General features: G+C 40.5%; 17 protein-coding genes. 9 read left to right on the forward strand and 8 right to left on the reverse strand.

Annotated features, from left to right (window positions below; genetic code table 11):
* Positions 1 to 66 precede the first annotated feature (66 nt).
* The 4 genes from CSV72_RS09435 to CSV72_RS09450 form a co-directional block, all read right to left on the reverse strand.
* On the reverse strand, positions 67 to 738 hold the full coding sequence (locus CSV72_RS09435; RefSeq protein ID WP_099678126.1) for an ABC-2 transporter permease: 672 nt from the start codon (positions 736 to 738) through the stop codon (positions 67 to 69).
* Positions 735 to 1,595, reverse strand: a complete 861-nt coding sequence (locus CSV72_RS09440; RefSeq protein ID WP_099678127.1) for an ABC transporter ATP-binding protein — start codon at positions 1,593 to 1,595, stop codon at positions 735 to 737. Before CSV72_RS09440 ends, CSV72_RS09435 begins: the two co-directional genes overlap by 4 nt.
* A 6-nt stretch (positions 1,596 to 1,601) precedes the next feature.
* Positions 1,602 to 1,973: a GntR family transcriptional regulator gene (locus CSV72_RS09445; protein ID WP_099678128.1), complete on the reverse strand. Its 372-nt coding sequence runs from the start codon at positions 1,971 to 1,973 to the stop codon at positions 1,602 to 1,604.
* Positions 1,974 to 2,097: 124 nt separating this feature from the next.
* Complete coding sequence (locus CSV72_RS09450; RefSeq protein ID WP_099678129.1) at positions 2,098 to 3,426, reverse strand: TrkH family potassium uptake protein; 1,329 nt, start codon at positions 3,424 to 3,426, stop codon at positions 2,098 to 2,100.
* A gap of 165 nt (positions 3,427 to 3,591) precedes the next feature.
* Between CSV72_RS09450 and CSV72_RS09455 the strand changes: the two genes are divergently transcribed.
* Complete coding sequence (locus tag CSV72_RS09455) at positions 3,592 to 3,819, forward strand: group-specific protein (protein ID WP_099678130.1); 228 nt, start codon at positions 3,592 to 3,594, stop codon at positions 3,817 to 3,819.
* Positions 3,820 to 3,854: 35 nt separating this feature from the next.
* Here the strand turns inward: CSV72_RS09455 and CSV72_RS16735 are convergent, their stop codons facing one another.
* Positions 3,855 to 4,010: a hypothetical protein gene (locus tag CSV72_RS16735; RefSeq protein ID WP_158232186.1), complete on the reverse strand. Its 156-nt coding sequence runs from the start codon at positions 4,008 to 4,010 to the stop codon at positions 3,855 to 3,857.
* Positions 4,011 to 4,085: 75 nt separating this feature from the next.
* Positions 4,086 to 5,003: a patatin-like phospholipase family protein gene (locus CSV72_RS09460; RefSeq protein ID WP_099678131.1), complete on the reverse strand. Its 918-nt coding sequence runs from the start codon at positions 5,001 to 5,003 to the stop codon at positions 4,086 to 4,088.
* A gap of 170 nt (positions 5,004 to 5,173) precedes the next feature.
* On the opposite strand from CSV72_RS09460, the gene CSV72_RS09465 reads away from it, so the two are divergent.
* The 7 genes from CSV72_RS09465 to CSV72_RS09495 all read left to right on the forward strand — a co-directional run bounded on the left by CSV72_RS09465 (position 5,174) and on the right by CSV72_RS09495 (position 11,102).
* Positions 5,174 to 5,521, forward strand: coding sequence for a DUF378 domain-containing protein (locus CSV72_RS09465; protein ID WP_099678132.1), 348 nt, complete (start codon positions 5,174 to 5,176; stop codon positions 5,519 to 5,521).
* A gap of 138 nt (positions 5,522 to 5,659) precedes the next feature.
* Positions 5,660 to 6,223: an RNA polymerase sigma factor gene (locus tag CSV72_RS09470; RefSeq protein ID WP_099678133.1), complete on the forward strand. Its 564-nt coding sequence runs from the start codon at positions 5,660 to 5,662 to the stop codon at positions 6,221 to 6,223.
* Positions 6,216 to 6,932: an anti-sigma factor gene (locus CSV72_RS09475; protein WP_099678134.1), complete on the forward strand. Its 717-nt coding sequence runs from the start codon at positions 6,216 to 6,218 to the stop codon at positions 6,930 to 6,932. The genes CSV72_RS09470 and CSV72_RS09475 overlap by 8 nt, the downstream gene beginning before the upstream one ends.
* A 170-nt stretch (positions 6,933 to 7,102) precedes the next feature.
* Positions 7,103 to 8,464, forward strand: coding sequence for a copper amine oxidase (locus tag CSV72_RS16740; protein WP_099678135.1), 1,362 nt, complete (start codon positions 7,103 to 7,105; stop codon positions 8,462 to 8,464).
* A gap of 40 nt (positions 8,465 to 8,504) precedes the next feature.
* The gene (locus CSV72_RS09485) at positions 8,505 to 9,140 is read left to right on the forward strand and encodes a class F sortase (protein WP_099678136.1); all 636 of its coding nucleotides are present in this window, start codon (positions 8,505 to 8,507) and stop codon (positions 9,138 to 9,140) included.
* A 128-nt stretch (positions 9,141 to 9,268) separates the two neighbouring features.
* Entirely contained in the window at positions 9,269 to 9,793 is a 525-nt protein-coding gene (locus tag CSV72_RS09490; protein WP_233191213.1) for an RNA polymerase sigma factor, read from the forward strand.
* Positions 9,786 to 11,102, forward strand: a complete 1,317-nt coding sequence (locus CSV72_RS09495) for a DUF4179 domain-containing protein (protein ID WP_099678137.1) — start codon at positions 9,786 to 9,788, stop codon at positions 11,100 to 11,102. Before CSV72_RS09490 ends, CSV72_RS09495 begins: the two co-directional genes overlap by 8 nt.
* A 33-nt stretch (positions 11,103 to 11,135) precedes the next feature.
* Here CSV72_RS09495 and pgeF read toward each other — a convergent pair whose 3' ends face one another.
* Both pgeF and CSV72_RS09505 read right to left on the reverse strand, forming a co-directional pair.
* Complete coding sequence (pgeF, locus tag CSV72_RS09500; RefSeq protein ID WP_099678138.1) at positions 11,136 to 11,897, reverse strand: peptidoglycan editing factor PgeF; 762 nt, start codon at positions 11,895 to 11,897, stop codon at positions 11,136 to 11,138.
* Complete coding sequence (locus tag CSV72_RS09505; protein WP_099678139.1) at positions 11,894 to 13,027, reverse strand: amidohydrolase; 1,134 nt, start codon at positions 13,025 to 13,027, stop codon at positions 11,894 to 11,896. Before CSV72_RS09505 ends, pgeF begins: the two co-directional genes overlap by 4 nt.
* Positions 13,028 to 13,626: 599 nt before the next feature.
* Here CSV72_RS09505 and CSV72_RS09510 point away from each other — a divergent pair.
* Positions 13,627 to 15,108 carry a BCCT family transporter gene (locus tag CSV72_RS09510; RefSeq protein ID WP_099678140.1) on the forward strand — a complete coding sequence of 494 codons (1,482 nt, stop codon included), beginning with the start codon at positions 13,627 to 13,629 and terminating at the stop codon, positions 15,106 to 15,108.
* The last annotated feature ends 239 nt before the right edge of the window (positions 15,109 to 15,347 follow it).

Consider the following 15,347-nt stretch of genomic DNA (forward strand, 5'->3'; position numbering starts at 1 on the left):
TATTTAATAATATTCTTTCTATAATAATAACGAATTTTATTTGCAAAAGTTAGTTGCTGTAAAAATTTACGCATGATCAAAATCTGTTTTGTGCACAATTCGGATCGATAACAGAATGGATAACCATGTCAGTAAGGCGCTGATTAGTAGAACGAAGAGTGCAATTGTCCATTGATTCGTGGTAATAAGATCTGCAGTTTGCAGAAAGAATTTTTGTTCAGCCACCATTCTAGGGTTTTCCATAATATTCAATATGATTCTAAACACCATTAAGCTTAGAAATGGCAAGGCAATTGTTAAAGAAGTCGCCAGTATATAGCCCGCCTTGAATTGCAGCGGATAAAAGAGGGAAATGATGAGGTAAAAGCATCCAAGCGCGATGAGTAATTCTGGGATGGTCATCATCCGAGTTGGAAATGGAGCAAATGTATCGAACAAGAAGATATAAACTAAGATAGCAGCCGCTGACAGACCGAACCAGATGAAACCAGACATGTATTTTGCCAGTACGAATTGTCTTCTTGTAACCGGTAGGCTGTTTATTAAGACCGACTCTTTCTCAAATGCCTTGTTACTCGTTGAAATGGCCATGTAATAAGCGGCGAAGATTAGAAGTAAGACATGACGTACAGGTTGACCTTCTGTGAAAAAGTTTGTAAAGATGATGAACCAAAGTGCTGTAATGAGGTAAGCACTCATCTTTTGTGTGTATACATCTTTTCGAATCAAAGCATTCATTCGAACCCTCTCCTTCCGGTGTAATACATAATGTCTTCGAGTGTCGGCTTTTCAATAAACAATTTTGACAAGTGGTCTAAAGGAGTCTCGGCAGTATCTACCAAACATTCAAAGCCGACATCTGTAGTACGTAGACCAATCACAGTGAGTCCATCAAGCAGAGTACGCTGATCTGTTGTACCTTTGACTAATATATAACGTTCGGTGAATACGTCCTTCTCACCTTGAAAGATAATCTCTCCCTGATGAATAAAAACAATGAAATCTGCTATTTTCTCCAAATCAGTCGTGATGTGCGTCGAAAAGAAAATCGCCTTTTCCTCATCTTGTATGAGGTCTTGCATCATTTCAAGCAATTCTCGTCGAACAACTGGATCCAGACCAGCTGTTGGCTCATCCATAACGATAAAATCTGGGTGGTGGGAAAGAGCCATTGCAAGTGAAAACTTCATGCGCATACCTTTCGATAAATGCTTTATTCGTTGTGCTGTATTCAACTGAAACTTTCTTAGGTAGAAATAGAATAATTCATCGTCCCATTTAGAATAGAAGGGGGCAAGAATCCGTTTGTTTTTCTCGATAGTCAGGTCTTCATAATAGAAATCTGCATCATACACGAAACCGATGCGCTCCTTAATTTCTACCGTATGGTTTTTATGCGACTCGCCAAACACATGTATTTCTCCTTGGTCAGCCCGAATTAAATCCATCAAACAGCGAATCGTTGTAGTTTTCCCAGCACCATTAGCCCCGATGAATCCAGTGATGAACCCTTTTTTAATATCGAAGTTGAGATTGTTCAGTGCAAAGCCCTCAAACTGTTTCGTTAGATCTCGTACTTCCACTATATTCTCCATTACTCTTCACTCCTCATATAGTAATGTCAGCATATGAATAATCTCTTCAAGCTTTACGTCAAAAGCTCGCCCGTCCTTAATAACATTCATCAGCTGTTCTTCAATTTTCTTTAACTGTTCTTCTTTCAATAGCTCGTGATTCTGCGCAGCAACAAATGATCCTTTGCCTGGAAAAGTCTCAATAAGTCCATCCCGTTCTAGTTCTTCATAAGCTTTTTTCGTTGTGATGACACTGATCTGTAGATCCTTCGCTAATTTGCGTATGGAAGGGAGTGCTTCTTTCTCTTTCAGTGCCCCTAATAAAATCTGCTCTTTCAACTGATTCTTGATTTGCAGATAGATCGGTTGGTTCACCGAATTGGAAATGACAATATTCAATACATCACCCCTTTTCATTTATACTGTATATGCACAGTATATACAGATATGATGATTGCGTCAACAATAAAAAAACTCCAGAGTCAATCTCTGGAGTTTTTTTAATAGGAGCAGTTACTGTTAATTAACCTGTTTGCACTTGATCATATGAATAATGATAGGATTCTTTTTTGGTGTGAATGAGCAAGAAAAATAAAGTTAACGGTCCTATGCGGCCTAGAAACATAACGAAACAAAGAATTACTTCACCGACAGGGCTAATGTCTCCTGTAATTCCTAATGAAAGTCCTACAGTTGCGAAAGCAGAGACTGTCTCAAATAATAAAGGTAGGAATGGCATCTTTTCAGTAACAGTCAGCAAAAATAAAGCGACAAAGATAATGACAGAGCTAACCGCTCCTATAGCCATAGAACGAAATATGATTTCCGACTTGATAGTACGCTGGAAAATATGCGGTTCTTTTATTCCTCTAAAGTAAGAAATCGTCGCCAGTAAAATAACCATAAAGGTCGTTAACTTTATGCCGGAAGCTGTAGATGCGCTACCACCACCAATAAACATGAGAAGAAGTGTTAGTAAGAGAGAAGACTCTTCCATATCTCCCATGACGACCATATTGAATCCAGCAGTACGTGGTGTCACGGCTTGGAAGTATGAAGTCCAAAGCTTGTCAAGAAAGCTGAAACTACCGATTGTTTTTTCGTTATGAAACTCTAAGATAAATAAAAAGAGCGTAGCAATAATGTTCACTGTCAGCGTACCGAATATCATCATTTTCGTGTGCAGTGTCCATTGTTGAATCGATCTCTTTTGAAGGATGTCCTTCACAACAATAAAGCCGATTCCACCAATAATAAATAACCCAGACAGGATCATTGTGATTATAGGATTACCTGCGAAAGAACTCAAATTGTCAGGAAATAATGAAAACCCTGCGTTATTAAAAGCAGAGACTACATGGAATACACTGTAATACATTCCTTGCTTCCAACCAAACTCAGGTACCCATACAGTGCATAAAGTGATAAAGGCAATACTTTCTATCGCGAACACGAACGTTAAAATTTCACCTACAAAGCGAACCGTTCCACCGATGGATTGGTAGTTGAATGTTTGCTGGATGAATATACGGTTGGTCATGCCGACTTTTCTACCTAAAATAATGAGTATGGCAACTGCAAATGCCATTAATCCAACTCCGCCTATTTGAATCAGTATGAGCAGCACGACTTCTCCGAAAATGGTTAGTGTAGCGGTGATATCAAAGACGCTTAGTCCAGTTACAGTTGTAGCGGAAGTGGCAGTGAAAAGGGCATCAATCCAGCTAATTGGTTTATATGTAGCCATCGGTAATTTTAATAGTAAGGTTCCCATTATTATAGTGAAAAGGAAAGAGGAAGCAATAAGAGCAGGAGGAGAAATGGCTTTCTTACGTATTTTAATAGCTGTCATGATCTTTTCATCTCCAGGTAGATCAAATGAAATAACAACTGCTAGTATGTCTCAATTTAAAAATAAATAACAAAAAGACTCGTAGCTCTTACGAAATTAGCAACAAGTCTTCGTTTTAAACTTTTTGATAATTATGATACAGTGTCAATAAGGGAGTGAATCCAGATGAGCAATTGTGCAATTGATCATACGCAACAAGACGTCATAGAAAAGTTAGCAGAGCAGCAATCCTTCATGCCAGAAGAATTAGTGAAAAGTTGTGAGTTGTTTTTAAGCAAACCATTGAGTCAAGAGACATTGAACGTGGTATTTCATTTGTTGAAAAAATATGACTTGGCAACAGAAGAAGAACGGGCAGAGCGTGATAGTGAACTGCTACAGTTATTTTTATGAGCTAGATGGTATGTCTACTCTTATATGATAAGTCATTACTGAACGTCACTTTGTAAAAGAGAAATCGCAGATTCAAGTAACTGAATATCTTGTAGGATATACGTTTTGATATCGGCGGGCGCAGAATGGTACTCGTCACTGAGTAGTTCGAGCTCTCGGATGAAAATAGAACTTTCACTTTGGTTGGTCATGATTGCAACCCTCCTTATAAGTCAATTTACCCCCTAAGATGGCGTTTTAAACTGCATTGAAATCAAATATTTCAATTATATTACATTTTGGTTGCTGACTAACTGAGGCTTCGTTGGTGACCAAGTTAGCAAGAATTCCTTGGTACGACTACGTCCGATAAACAGCAAGTCATCCATTTGTTCCTCACTTAAATCAAATTGTGTCGCACTATAGTTTTCTACAGGAATGAAGATTACGTTTTGCACATGTTGTTTTGAAATGTATTTTTCATCGTGCGCATTTTTCATGGTTGAAAATAACGCTTCGAATAATTGCAAGGCATTTCGAATGGTACGGCCGGGTACTTCATCGTGATTGCGACTTAATTTGATCCCGATAACAGGTCGTTTACGCGCCGATGTAACTTCATCGAAAATCCACATCGGGAAATTACTCAATACGCCACCATCTACGACAATTGTTCCTTTTGGTGCATCCAGACGTACAGGTTCAAAAAAGTAGGGAATACCACAACTCATACGCAATGCTTTCGCAATAGAAAATCGGTCAGCATCATATCCGTATTTCTCTAAATCATCAGGTAATACCATCATCTTGCCATTCGTTAAGTCTGATGCAACCAATTTTAAAGATCCTTTCGGAAGATCACCAAACGCATAACAACCTTTACGCGCAAGCTTTTCAAAAAACCAATCCTCCAACGCCTTACCTTGATACAAACCCATTCTCCAATAAAGCGAGACCCATTTCATAAAGGGAAATGGCAATAGAGTCTTCCTCGGATCCAGCAGCGCTTGGAAATCCTCTTCAGCCAACATAACTTCAATTTCATCGGCTGTATAGCCGGCCGCCAAAAAGCTTGCTACAATAGCTCCTGCACTTGTGCCAGCTACGTTTTCAAAGCGATAACCTTGTTTTTCCAACTCTTGCACCGCTCCAACTAGCGCAAAACCTTTCAATCCGCCGCCTGAAAACACGCCATTTATCCGCACTGTATCCCTGCTTTCATTTTTATTGGTCTATTAATGTAAGGTCTAAGCAACGGAAATAGAACATTATTCATATGAAAATGTATGAAAAATCTCTTTCAGTGAACTATAATAAGGAATCTATACAGACATGTACAGGATTCGATTATAGATTGTTGGAGGAGGTGTGCAACATGAGCGTATTTATGCGGATTGCACTGACGTTAGTCATTATTGGTGCTCTAAACTGGGGATTGATTGGTTTTTTCAACTTTGATTTGGTTGCCAGCGTATTTGGTGGACAAGACACGATTCTTGCGAAAATAGTCTATGCCATTGTCGGACTGAGCGGATTGGCAGCGATTGGACTTTTAGTTAGATCGAATGAAGAGATCGTTGATGACGTGGATGAGAAAGTAGAGCCCCATAAGCAGTTCGATCGAATTCGGAATGTGAATTACAACACCGAATTTGGGGAAGAACTGGATATGATGGAGAAGCGTAAAAAAGTGGATCGTTCACCTAAAGATCCAAAAGAATAATAAGTGGGGCGTTCTCGTATCTAACGACGGGGGCGCCCTCTTTTTCTATAGTAAAGATGTTTTACAAGAGCAGTGAACCATATCATCCGATCTTCTGTGGTAAAGTAAATAGAAAAAGCCTGTAAAAAGGAGAATTTTATGATCGGATCGGATGACGTACAGCTCTATTATCAAACAGTCGCACACAATCGGCATTCATTTGAACAGTTATATGACCGTTATGAAAAATTGGTATTTTCGTTTTCTTATCGATTGACCAATAATCGAACGATAGCGGAAGAAGTGACGCAAGATGTCTTTTTAAAATTGTGGAATGGAACGAATCAATATGCTGAGGATAAAGGGAAGTTTTCATCTTGGCTACTGACCGTGACAAGAAATAAATCGATAGACGAACTTCGTAAATCTAAACGTCATGCGTACGAACCGATGTTGGACAAAGATTCGCTAACGGAAGAAACCGTATCGACAGAAGTAAAAGCGGAGTGGAATGAACGCCGTAAATTGATTCGAACGGCAATAGCAGAGTTACGTGCAGAGCAACAGGAAATTATTGAATTATTCTACTTCAAAGGCTTCAGCCAAAGCAAAATCGCTGAACACTGTAAGTTACCACTCGGAACAGTCAAAGGCAGGATTCGGCTAGCACTTAAACATTTAAAAGGAATTATCGGTCAGGAAGGAGGGGTTTCGAATGAATAAATCATGTCATATGTTGATTGACTATTTCAATCGTTCCCTAACTGATGTCGAGATGAGACAATTTGAAGATCATTTGATCGAATGCCCATCTTGTCAAGAAGAGTTAATGGAGTGGGAAATGCTGACAGAAGATTTACCGTATGAATCAGAGGCAGTAGAAGTACCGACAGATTTAAAAGCGCGGGTATTTGCTTCGCTTCCTGACGAATCAAGTAAGAACGAAAATGTCATGCAGATACCGGTAAAGGAAAAAAGTCGTCGCCCTTTGGGTGTTGCGACATCCATACTAGCTGCAGGGTTATTTGCCTCACTTGTTGCAAATGCTTTCCTATTTACTGAAATGCAAAAGGAACCTGACATAGCACAGAGTGAGATCCAATTGATTGGCCAAAGTATACTAGCCCCCGAAGAGGGTACAAGTGCATCTGCAGTCGCCATGTTGATAGCTGATGGTGATCAAGAAGTACTGCTACTTGACGCCACTGATTTACCGACACTATCTGCAGACGAACTCTATCAGGTCTGGGTGATAGAAGGGGACCAACCGTATCCCGCGGGAATCGTTCAACCTAATGAAACGGGTACAGGAACTGTAAGTCATCCACTCGCGGATCTTTCCGGAACTTGGGACACAGTTGCCATCACAATAGAAAAAGAACCGAATCTTCCAGCACCAGAAGGTCAGATTATCTTGGCTGGTGGAATATAAACGATCTAAATAGAGTCTGGATCCTCACGCAATGTGATGGATTCAGACCTTTTTTATTGCAGAAATACTATATTTTTAATAGTTTTTTAAAAACTTTTCGAAAAAAGTGATCCATTCTTATTTTCGTTACGTTAGCTGTATAACAAAAACGAAAAAGGGAGCGATTAACTATGCAATTCAAAAAATCTTGGGCGGCTATTCCATTGAGTGTTTCATTACTATTTCCAACAGGAGCGATTCTGACAAGTGCGGCAGAACATGAACACGGGGGGAAAGCATCAGAAGCCGTATCAAACAAAGCGGTAGATTTACGAGCAACACTCGACAGCATTCTTTCGGAGCATGCCTACTTGGCGGTTGTTACGATGCAAAAAGGTTTGGACGGAGCAGCAGACTTCGAAGCTGCAGCTGGACAACTTGCAGAAAATACGGATGAATTGTCGAAAGCGGTAGGTTCTGTTTACGGCGACAAAGCAGGTGAGCAATTCAAAGAAATCTGGAGCAGCCATATCGGCTATTTCGTCAACTATGTTACGGCAACAGCCGAGAAAGATGAAGAAGGTAGAAAGAAAGCACTTAAAGATCTAGACGGATATCGTGTAACTCAGGGAGACTTCTTGGCTGTCGCTACGGAAAATCGTCTAAAGGCATCAGATCTAGAAGAAGGCTTGAAAATGCACGTCGATCAGTTGGTCTGGGCATTCGATAACTACGGAGCAGCAGATTATGATAAGGCATATGAAAGCCTTAAGGAATCCATGCATCACATGTTCGGAACAGGAAAAGGCTTATCATGGGCTATCACTGACCAGTTCCCTGAGAAATTTGATAATCAATCCGTAGATACGAAAGCTGCAGATTTACGCGAATCACTAAACAATGAATTTTCTACACATGCAGCTTTGGCAATACTTGCTATGCAAAAGGGTATTGACGGCGCGAAAGACTTTGATGCAGCTGCAGCTATTTTGAATTCGAATACGGAAGATTTAACGAAATCTGTTGAATCAGTATACGGGGCAGAAGGAGCAAAACAGTTCAAAGAAATCTGGAGCAGCCATATTGGGTACTTCGTAGATTATGTACAAGCAACGGCGAAAGAGGATAAAGCAGGGCAAGACAAAGCGATGGCAGATTTGGATGCTTATAGTGTGACACAAGCAGCATTTTTAGACACCGCAACGGAAGGTCGATTGAAAGCGGCAGATCTTGAAGAAGGCTTGAAGATGCACGTCGATCAATTACTTATGGCGTTCGACAGTTATGTGGATGAGGATTATGTAACAGCATATGACAATATTCACGAAGCCTACAGTCACATGTTTGGTGTAGGAACGGCATTATCCGGTGCGATTGTCGATCAGTTCCCTGATAAGTTTGCTTCTGCAATGCCTGCAGATATGCCGAAAACAGGAATGGGCGGTATGAGTCAGCAAACGGATTACACGATTTTGTGGGTAACGTTAAGCATGATCTTCATTGTGGGCACATCAATGGTCTTGATTCGTAGAAAAACAGAAGAGCAACAATAAAAAACTAGACTACTTTTTTAGGGAGGGAGCCGTGTAGACGATGAAATTCTATATACAAGTACTCATTGGGGTCATCATGTTGGCTGGTTGTGCACAGTCCGATTCACAGCCGCAAGAGAAAATTGTAAAGGCTTCTTCCTCTGCAGAAGTAGTAGAGGTAGAGGACATGCCCATTGTCCTTTTGCGGTCGCCGGAGGAATTCTCCTTAGAAGACCAGCGGGTTGGAATCGAGCCACAAGTCATTGAAATCCCTTCGCTCGACGTCAAGGCAACAATTGAGGAAGTAGGACGTCTTGATAACGGTCAGATGGCTGTTCCACAAGATCCCAATCAGGCGGGCTGGTTTTCACCGGGGACAAAGCCTGGTGGAAGGGGAAGCGCAGTCATTGCAGGTCATGTAGATTCCAAAACGGGTCCAGCCGTATTTTACGAGCTAGATAAGATGGAGATTGGCGATGAAGTATTGGTACATGGCGAAGACGGTGAGATTGTACGATTCGCGGTAGTGAAAAAAGTTGCATACCCGCGTACCGATGCACCAGTCGATACCATCTTCGGCTTCACATATGGCAGTGGATTGAATTTAATAACATGTACCGGATCATGGAATCGAAAGGCTAAAACGCATGACGATCGCTTAGTCGTCTATACAGAATTAATTGAAGGAGCAGAATAAGTGAAGTGAGATGTCTTGCGAAAGCGGGCATCTTTTTTTGTGCATAAAAATAAATAAAAAATGATGTAAACTTTTAAGCTAGTGTAGAGTCTAATGTATAAGAGGGCAGAGAGTGGGGTGACGGTCGAATGGAGATAAAAGAAAAAGAGTTGCATGCAAAAGCAATAGCCGGAGATGATGAAGCATTTCTCGCTGTTATGCAATTGCATAAGGAATCACTTCTTCGGACGGCCTTGGCTTTTCTGCAAAACGAAGACGATGCGATCGAAGCACTGCAGGAAGTAACATATCGGGCCTATAAAAAGGTACGGACAGTAAAAGAACCGAATTACCTCAAGACCTGGCTTATCCGCATTATGATGAATTATTGCCAAGATCAGTTGAAACTGCGTAAACGATTTTCAGCAAATAATAGCGCGTTGGAAACCGTACCATCAGAAGATATTTCATATATTGAAATAAGAGAAGCACTGGCCACATTGTCTGACGATGAGCAGCGATTAATCTATTTGAAGTACTTCCAGGAATCGAAAGTTAAAGATATTGCACAATCTGAAAATATACCGGAAAGCACTGTGAAGTCGAGACTCTACAAGACGATGCGCACATTAAGGTCATACTTTGAAGATAAAGGGGGTAGTGATCATGTATGAGACAGAAGAAGAGCGGTTGAAGCAGTTGAAAGAGCGTTTGGATCAACAACCCTTGCCTTTATCTAAAGCTGACCAGGCGATCCGTCAAGGGGTGGAAAGAGTGCGGCAGGAAAAACGTCGAATCAGAAAAAGACGTAAGAGAATCTTAGGGAGTGTGGCAGTCATTGCATTATTGCTTCTGACTTTCATTACATCCATTCGCGTATCACCCGTCTTTGCTAATGTGGTAGCTTCCATACCAGGTATGGAGAAGTTTGTGGAATTGATTGCGATGGATAAAGGACTCAATGCCGCGATCCAGAACGACTATTATCAAGAAATCGGGGTTACCCAAACTATTCAAGATAAAACGTTAACAATAGATGGCGTCATTTTAGATGAAACTGGAATGAATATATTCTATACGATTGATTCAGAACGTCCACTGACCGGCTTACGAGTCGATTATATCAATTTGAAAGCGGAAGGTATGCCAGAAGGCAGCTTTTCTTATGGGAATATGATGGATGAAGAAGAGGTGTATACGTACAAGGACCGTATCGATTATCAGTTTGGGGAATTGTATACTTCACAAGATCAGTCGTTTGATTTGAAGGTAGCTACTAAGCTAAAAGGCGAAGAGACAGTGTTTTCCGTACCCTTCACTGTGCCTAAGCAAGTAAAACCAAGTGAAGTCTATACTATAGAAAAAGAAGTGGAAATTGCAGGACAGAAATTTACGATTGAAAAGGTAACTGTATCCCCGTTGCGTGTTGGTGTGAAAATTACTATTGACTCTGCCAATCCGATGAAAATTCTACAATTCGAGGATATGCGGCTGGAGGATGAGAAGGGCGAAGTTTGGGGGTCTATCCAAAACGGTACGACGGCGTTTGGAGGGGAGGATGGTGAATCCACACTTTTCCTTCAAAGCAATTACTTTTCAAAACCGGAGAAGCTTTATTTGCGAATCAATAAAGTGCAGGCGCTAAAAGCAGAAGAGGCTATAGCAGAAATCAATACAGAAACAGGAGATTGGCTTAATCAACCCGAAGATCAAAAAATACAGTTGGTGAAGTCGGATAAAAGCCATGCGGAATTCATTATGGTAAAAGCAGATCATCCGTCCTTCCAATATGATTTTGCATCCGCTATATCTGATGCGAAAGGAATAGAAATGCACAGCCCCTCAGTAGGTATGTATAGTAGTGATTCAATAAAACATTGGGATATTAGTTTTAGTCCTACCGATTATACAAATCCATTGAAGCTCGAAATATTTGCCTATCCGAATTATTTGGAAGGCGATATCAAAATAGAATTGAAATAAAAAAACGCAGTGAGGGACTCCTCACTGCGTTTTTTAGACGGTTCTTCTAATGAAACTTACATGACGACCCGCCTGTCTATCTTGCCGATAGGAAAAGCCTTCTTTACTTAGGAATGTACATGTACGGTCTATTGTAATATTGGCTTCAGGAACTCCAGCCAGCGTGCATTGTTTCTTCACGGTCAGCTGGTTATCGATATGATATTTTTGTGTTTCCGCATTATAAAATATGAATTCGTCTGCATAGCCGAGATTGTGGAACTTCTTATAGACATCTTCATCGACTTCAAATTTTTCTTGACTGAGTGCTGCACCGATTTGGACGTGAATATGACTCAGATCACAGTGCTCGTATTGCTGTAGGTGATGAAACAGCTTGAGTGTGATTTCGTTCACAGTGCCTTGCCACCCCGAATGAACAGCTCCAATCAATGTACGATCTTCACTGTGAAATAATACAGGAACGCAGTCCGCCGTTAAACTGCACAGCACGATATTTGGTTCAAATGTATACAGTGCATCGGTGTCAGGAATTGCCGTATCTTGTCGCCACGCACCTTTGCCTCGATCTTGTGTAGTCACTTTATGAAAGTTAGCGCTATGTGTTTGATTAGCAAAAACGAAATCTTCCAAATCACATTGTAAGAAGTCTGCCAACTGACGGCGATTGTTTATCACGTCAACTGGCGAAACGCATGCATGCAAAGCAGTATTATTGCACTCGACTTCACTGTAATCTTTCATGGTCATGCCTGCTAGTATATTGTTATGATCTTGATAGATAGTTGTTTTCATAACTCTTGATCCGCATTTAGCAATAGTTGCGTCAGAATTTGTGCACCGTAAATTAAAGCGTCGGTATTGAATGACATTTGCGGATGATGCAAGCCTGGTTTCAAATCACAACCGAGTCCAATCATCGTGGCAGGAATAGTTGGGGTTTTCCACGTGTAAAAATGAAAGTCTTCTGCCCCTTGAGAAATACATGGTCCCTCTACATTTTCTTCTCCTAATACAGAACCAATCGCCCGTTGTGCCAGTTGGATTGCTGTGGCGTTTTCCCTAGCGGCAGGTGAATAACCCTCTTCTTCATAGGTAATCTTCGTCTCTGTCAGTGCAGCAGTGTGCTGTATAATGTGGCGGGCTTTTTCCAGCAAAGCATCCATCGTATCATTCGTTTCAGCGCGAACATCTAGTGTGAATCGAGCACTGGCAGGGATAGAGTTACTCGTTTCACCACCATGTAGCTCTGTAATTTTAATGGAGAATTTATTATTACCTGGTAAGCGGATCTGACGCAGTGACTGAATTAGTAAACTTGCTGCTTCAATTGGATTATTACCTTCTTCAGGTCTCGCTGCATGCGCAGGTGTACCTGTAATCGTGCCTATAATAGTGGCAGACGATCCATGTAAAATCGCAGGGGCAGACTTACCGAACGGTACTTCCGTATGTGGACGTACGTGCAGGCCACCTAGAAATCGAACATCTTCAAGCACGCCTTCTTCCATCATTTGCAATGCACCTTCTGCTAACTCCTCAGCAGGTTGGAAAATGAATCGGATTGTATGATGTAAATTTGTTTCGCTGTTCTTCAAAGCCAGTGCGGTATATAAAGCCATTGTGCTGTGCGCGTCATGTCCGCAAGAGTGGTTAGCGACTACTTCCCCGTCGACTTCCTGTACTAGTGCATCCATGTCCGCACGCAACGCAATGACGCCCTTCGTATGACCGGCAATTTCTGCAATGAATCCGTGATGCCCATTGTAGGTAGTGATACTCAATCCGGCAGATGAAAGATGATCCTGTAAATAACGTGAAGTCTGCTGCTCTTGCCAACTAGGTTCAGCAATAGCATGCAGGTCTTGATAGGTCTGTAGGATCTCCTTTTTATGAAGTTCTATATAGTTTAGCGGGTCAGTCATTATGAATTCCCTCCGTTTTGTGAAGTAGATGATGTTAAAAGTAAAACATATTGATTAGTAAACAGCAAAGATGGCGACTATTCGACAAAAAGTTAATTGACTTTTCTAAACGGTTACTCGAGAATAGTAAAGTAATAGGTCGAACTATTAATAGAAGGAGGATCTTTATGAAACACATGACAATAAAAAATCCCCTTAGATTATTGAGGGTATGCTGTGGATACTAGTAACGCACACGACATTACCTATCGGATTTGCCGATTATGTAAAAGGTTTTGAACCCCATCCAATGGAAAGTGATAACTTGCGTTTATGTATGTAGATAAGTGATGTATAGTCGGCTAGGAAAATTCCAGCCAACCTTTTCTCTCATAATATCCAGTTTTTTGATAATTCGACAGGTTTTTTCTACTAGTAAAGTATAGTGATAAAAATAAAATGAGATTGTATAAGATGTAGAAGAAAACTTAATACAGTAGGGTTTAAGCTATGTCGTGTTCTAATTAAATCAAATAAATTGTTTGTATTCATTTGATTTCTAGATTTCTTTACAGTATAGTGTAAACCTGCTTGTGTAATTCATCTCTAAAGGGGGAACTATGAAGAAAATATCAAAGGTTTTTTATATTACCATTGTCTTAATAATAATTGCAGTAGGATATGGAGTAATAAATCCAGTACATTTCGAGGAAATCACTTCAGCTGGTAAAGCTTTTGTAGCATCTACATTCGGTTGGTACTACATGCTAATTATGACAGCGCTACTGTTGCTCAGTATTTTTATGATATTCAGTCCATACGGTAAAATCCGTTTAGGAAAAGATACAGATCGTCCGCAATTCTCTACGATTACGTGGATTGCGATGTTATTCTCCGCTGGGATGGGAATCGGACTCGTTTTCTACGGCGCCGCAGAACCATTATCCCATTTCGCAGTACCAGCAACAGAGGATCCGCAAACACCTGCTGCTTTTAAAGAGTCTATGCGGAAAACATTTCTACATTACGGTCTTCATATCTGGGCTTTGTATGGAATGGTCGCCTTGGCATTGGCGTACTTCCAGTTTAGAAAAGGCGAGCCAGGCTTGATTTCAGCTACATTGAAGCCGATTTTCGGTGAAAAAGTAAAAGGACCACTAGGAACAGTAATTGACGTCCTCGCAGTTTTCGCAACTGCTTTCGGTGTGGCAACTTCACTAGGATTAGGTGCTGTTCAAATTAACGCAGGTTTGGATTACTTATTTGGTTTCACGATAGGTATTCAATCACAAATTATAATCGTAACGGTCGTAACAGTACTATTTATTGGATCGGCCTGGTCTGGATTAAGTAGAGGGATTCGCTATTTGTCCAATATCAACTTGATATTAGCAGTAGCCCTTTTAGGATTAATTCTTATTCTTGGCCCTACATTATTGATCTTGAATATGTTCACTGATTCAGTTGGTGGCTATTTCACAAATCTCATCGATATGAGTATGGGAACAGCTCCACTCAATGGTGAAAATCGTGGATGGTTAGATGGATGGACTATATTTTATTGGGCTTGGTGGATTTCTTGGTCACCATTCGTCAGTATGTTCATCGCACGAGTATCTAAAGGACGTACAATCCGCGAATTTATGGCAGGCGTCTTGCTTGTTCCTTCATTCTTCGGGTTCTTATGGTTCTCGGCATTCGGTACTACAGCAATTGAAATGCAGAATAACGGAGTAGCAGATTTGGCTTCATTGAATATTGAAGTAGTTGCATTCGAGATGTTTAACTCAATGCCACTTTCACTAGTTCTATCATTGTTCGCGATTCTTCTAGTGACGTCATTCTTCATCACATCAGCTGATTCAGCGACTTACGTGTTGGGCATGCAGTCAACATATGGTTCGTTGACACCGCCGAACTCTGTCAAAGTGGTTTGGGGTATCATTGTTTCCACAATCGCATTAATTTTGCTTTCTGCAGGTGGACTTCTTGCCTTGCAGAATACAATTATAATAGCGGCCTTGCCATTCTCATTCGTCATCTTATTGATGATGTATGCGTTGTTCAAGTCAATGAACGAAGAGTTATATAAAATGAAATAAAAATGAAGGGACATGCGGCTTTGACTGCATGTTCCTTTTTGATTTTATTGAGGCAACAGGTAAGCAGAGAGGCATCGTTACATTTGTTTTTTGTTCTTACATTTATAAAAATAATACAATCATGAAATGAACTTGATATTCTGTAGTTACTATAACTAAGTGTAGTTGCTCTATAATACATATTGTTTTCTCTTTTCTTAAGTAATTATAAGTGTAGAATGTTAAAATAACGTAGATAA

The organism is Sporosarcina sp. P20a (genome assembly GCF_002743175.1).
In the GTDB taxonomy this organism is placed as follows: Bacteria; Bacillota; Bacilli; order Bacillales_A; family Planococcaceae; genus Sporosarcina.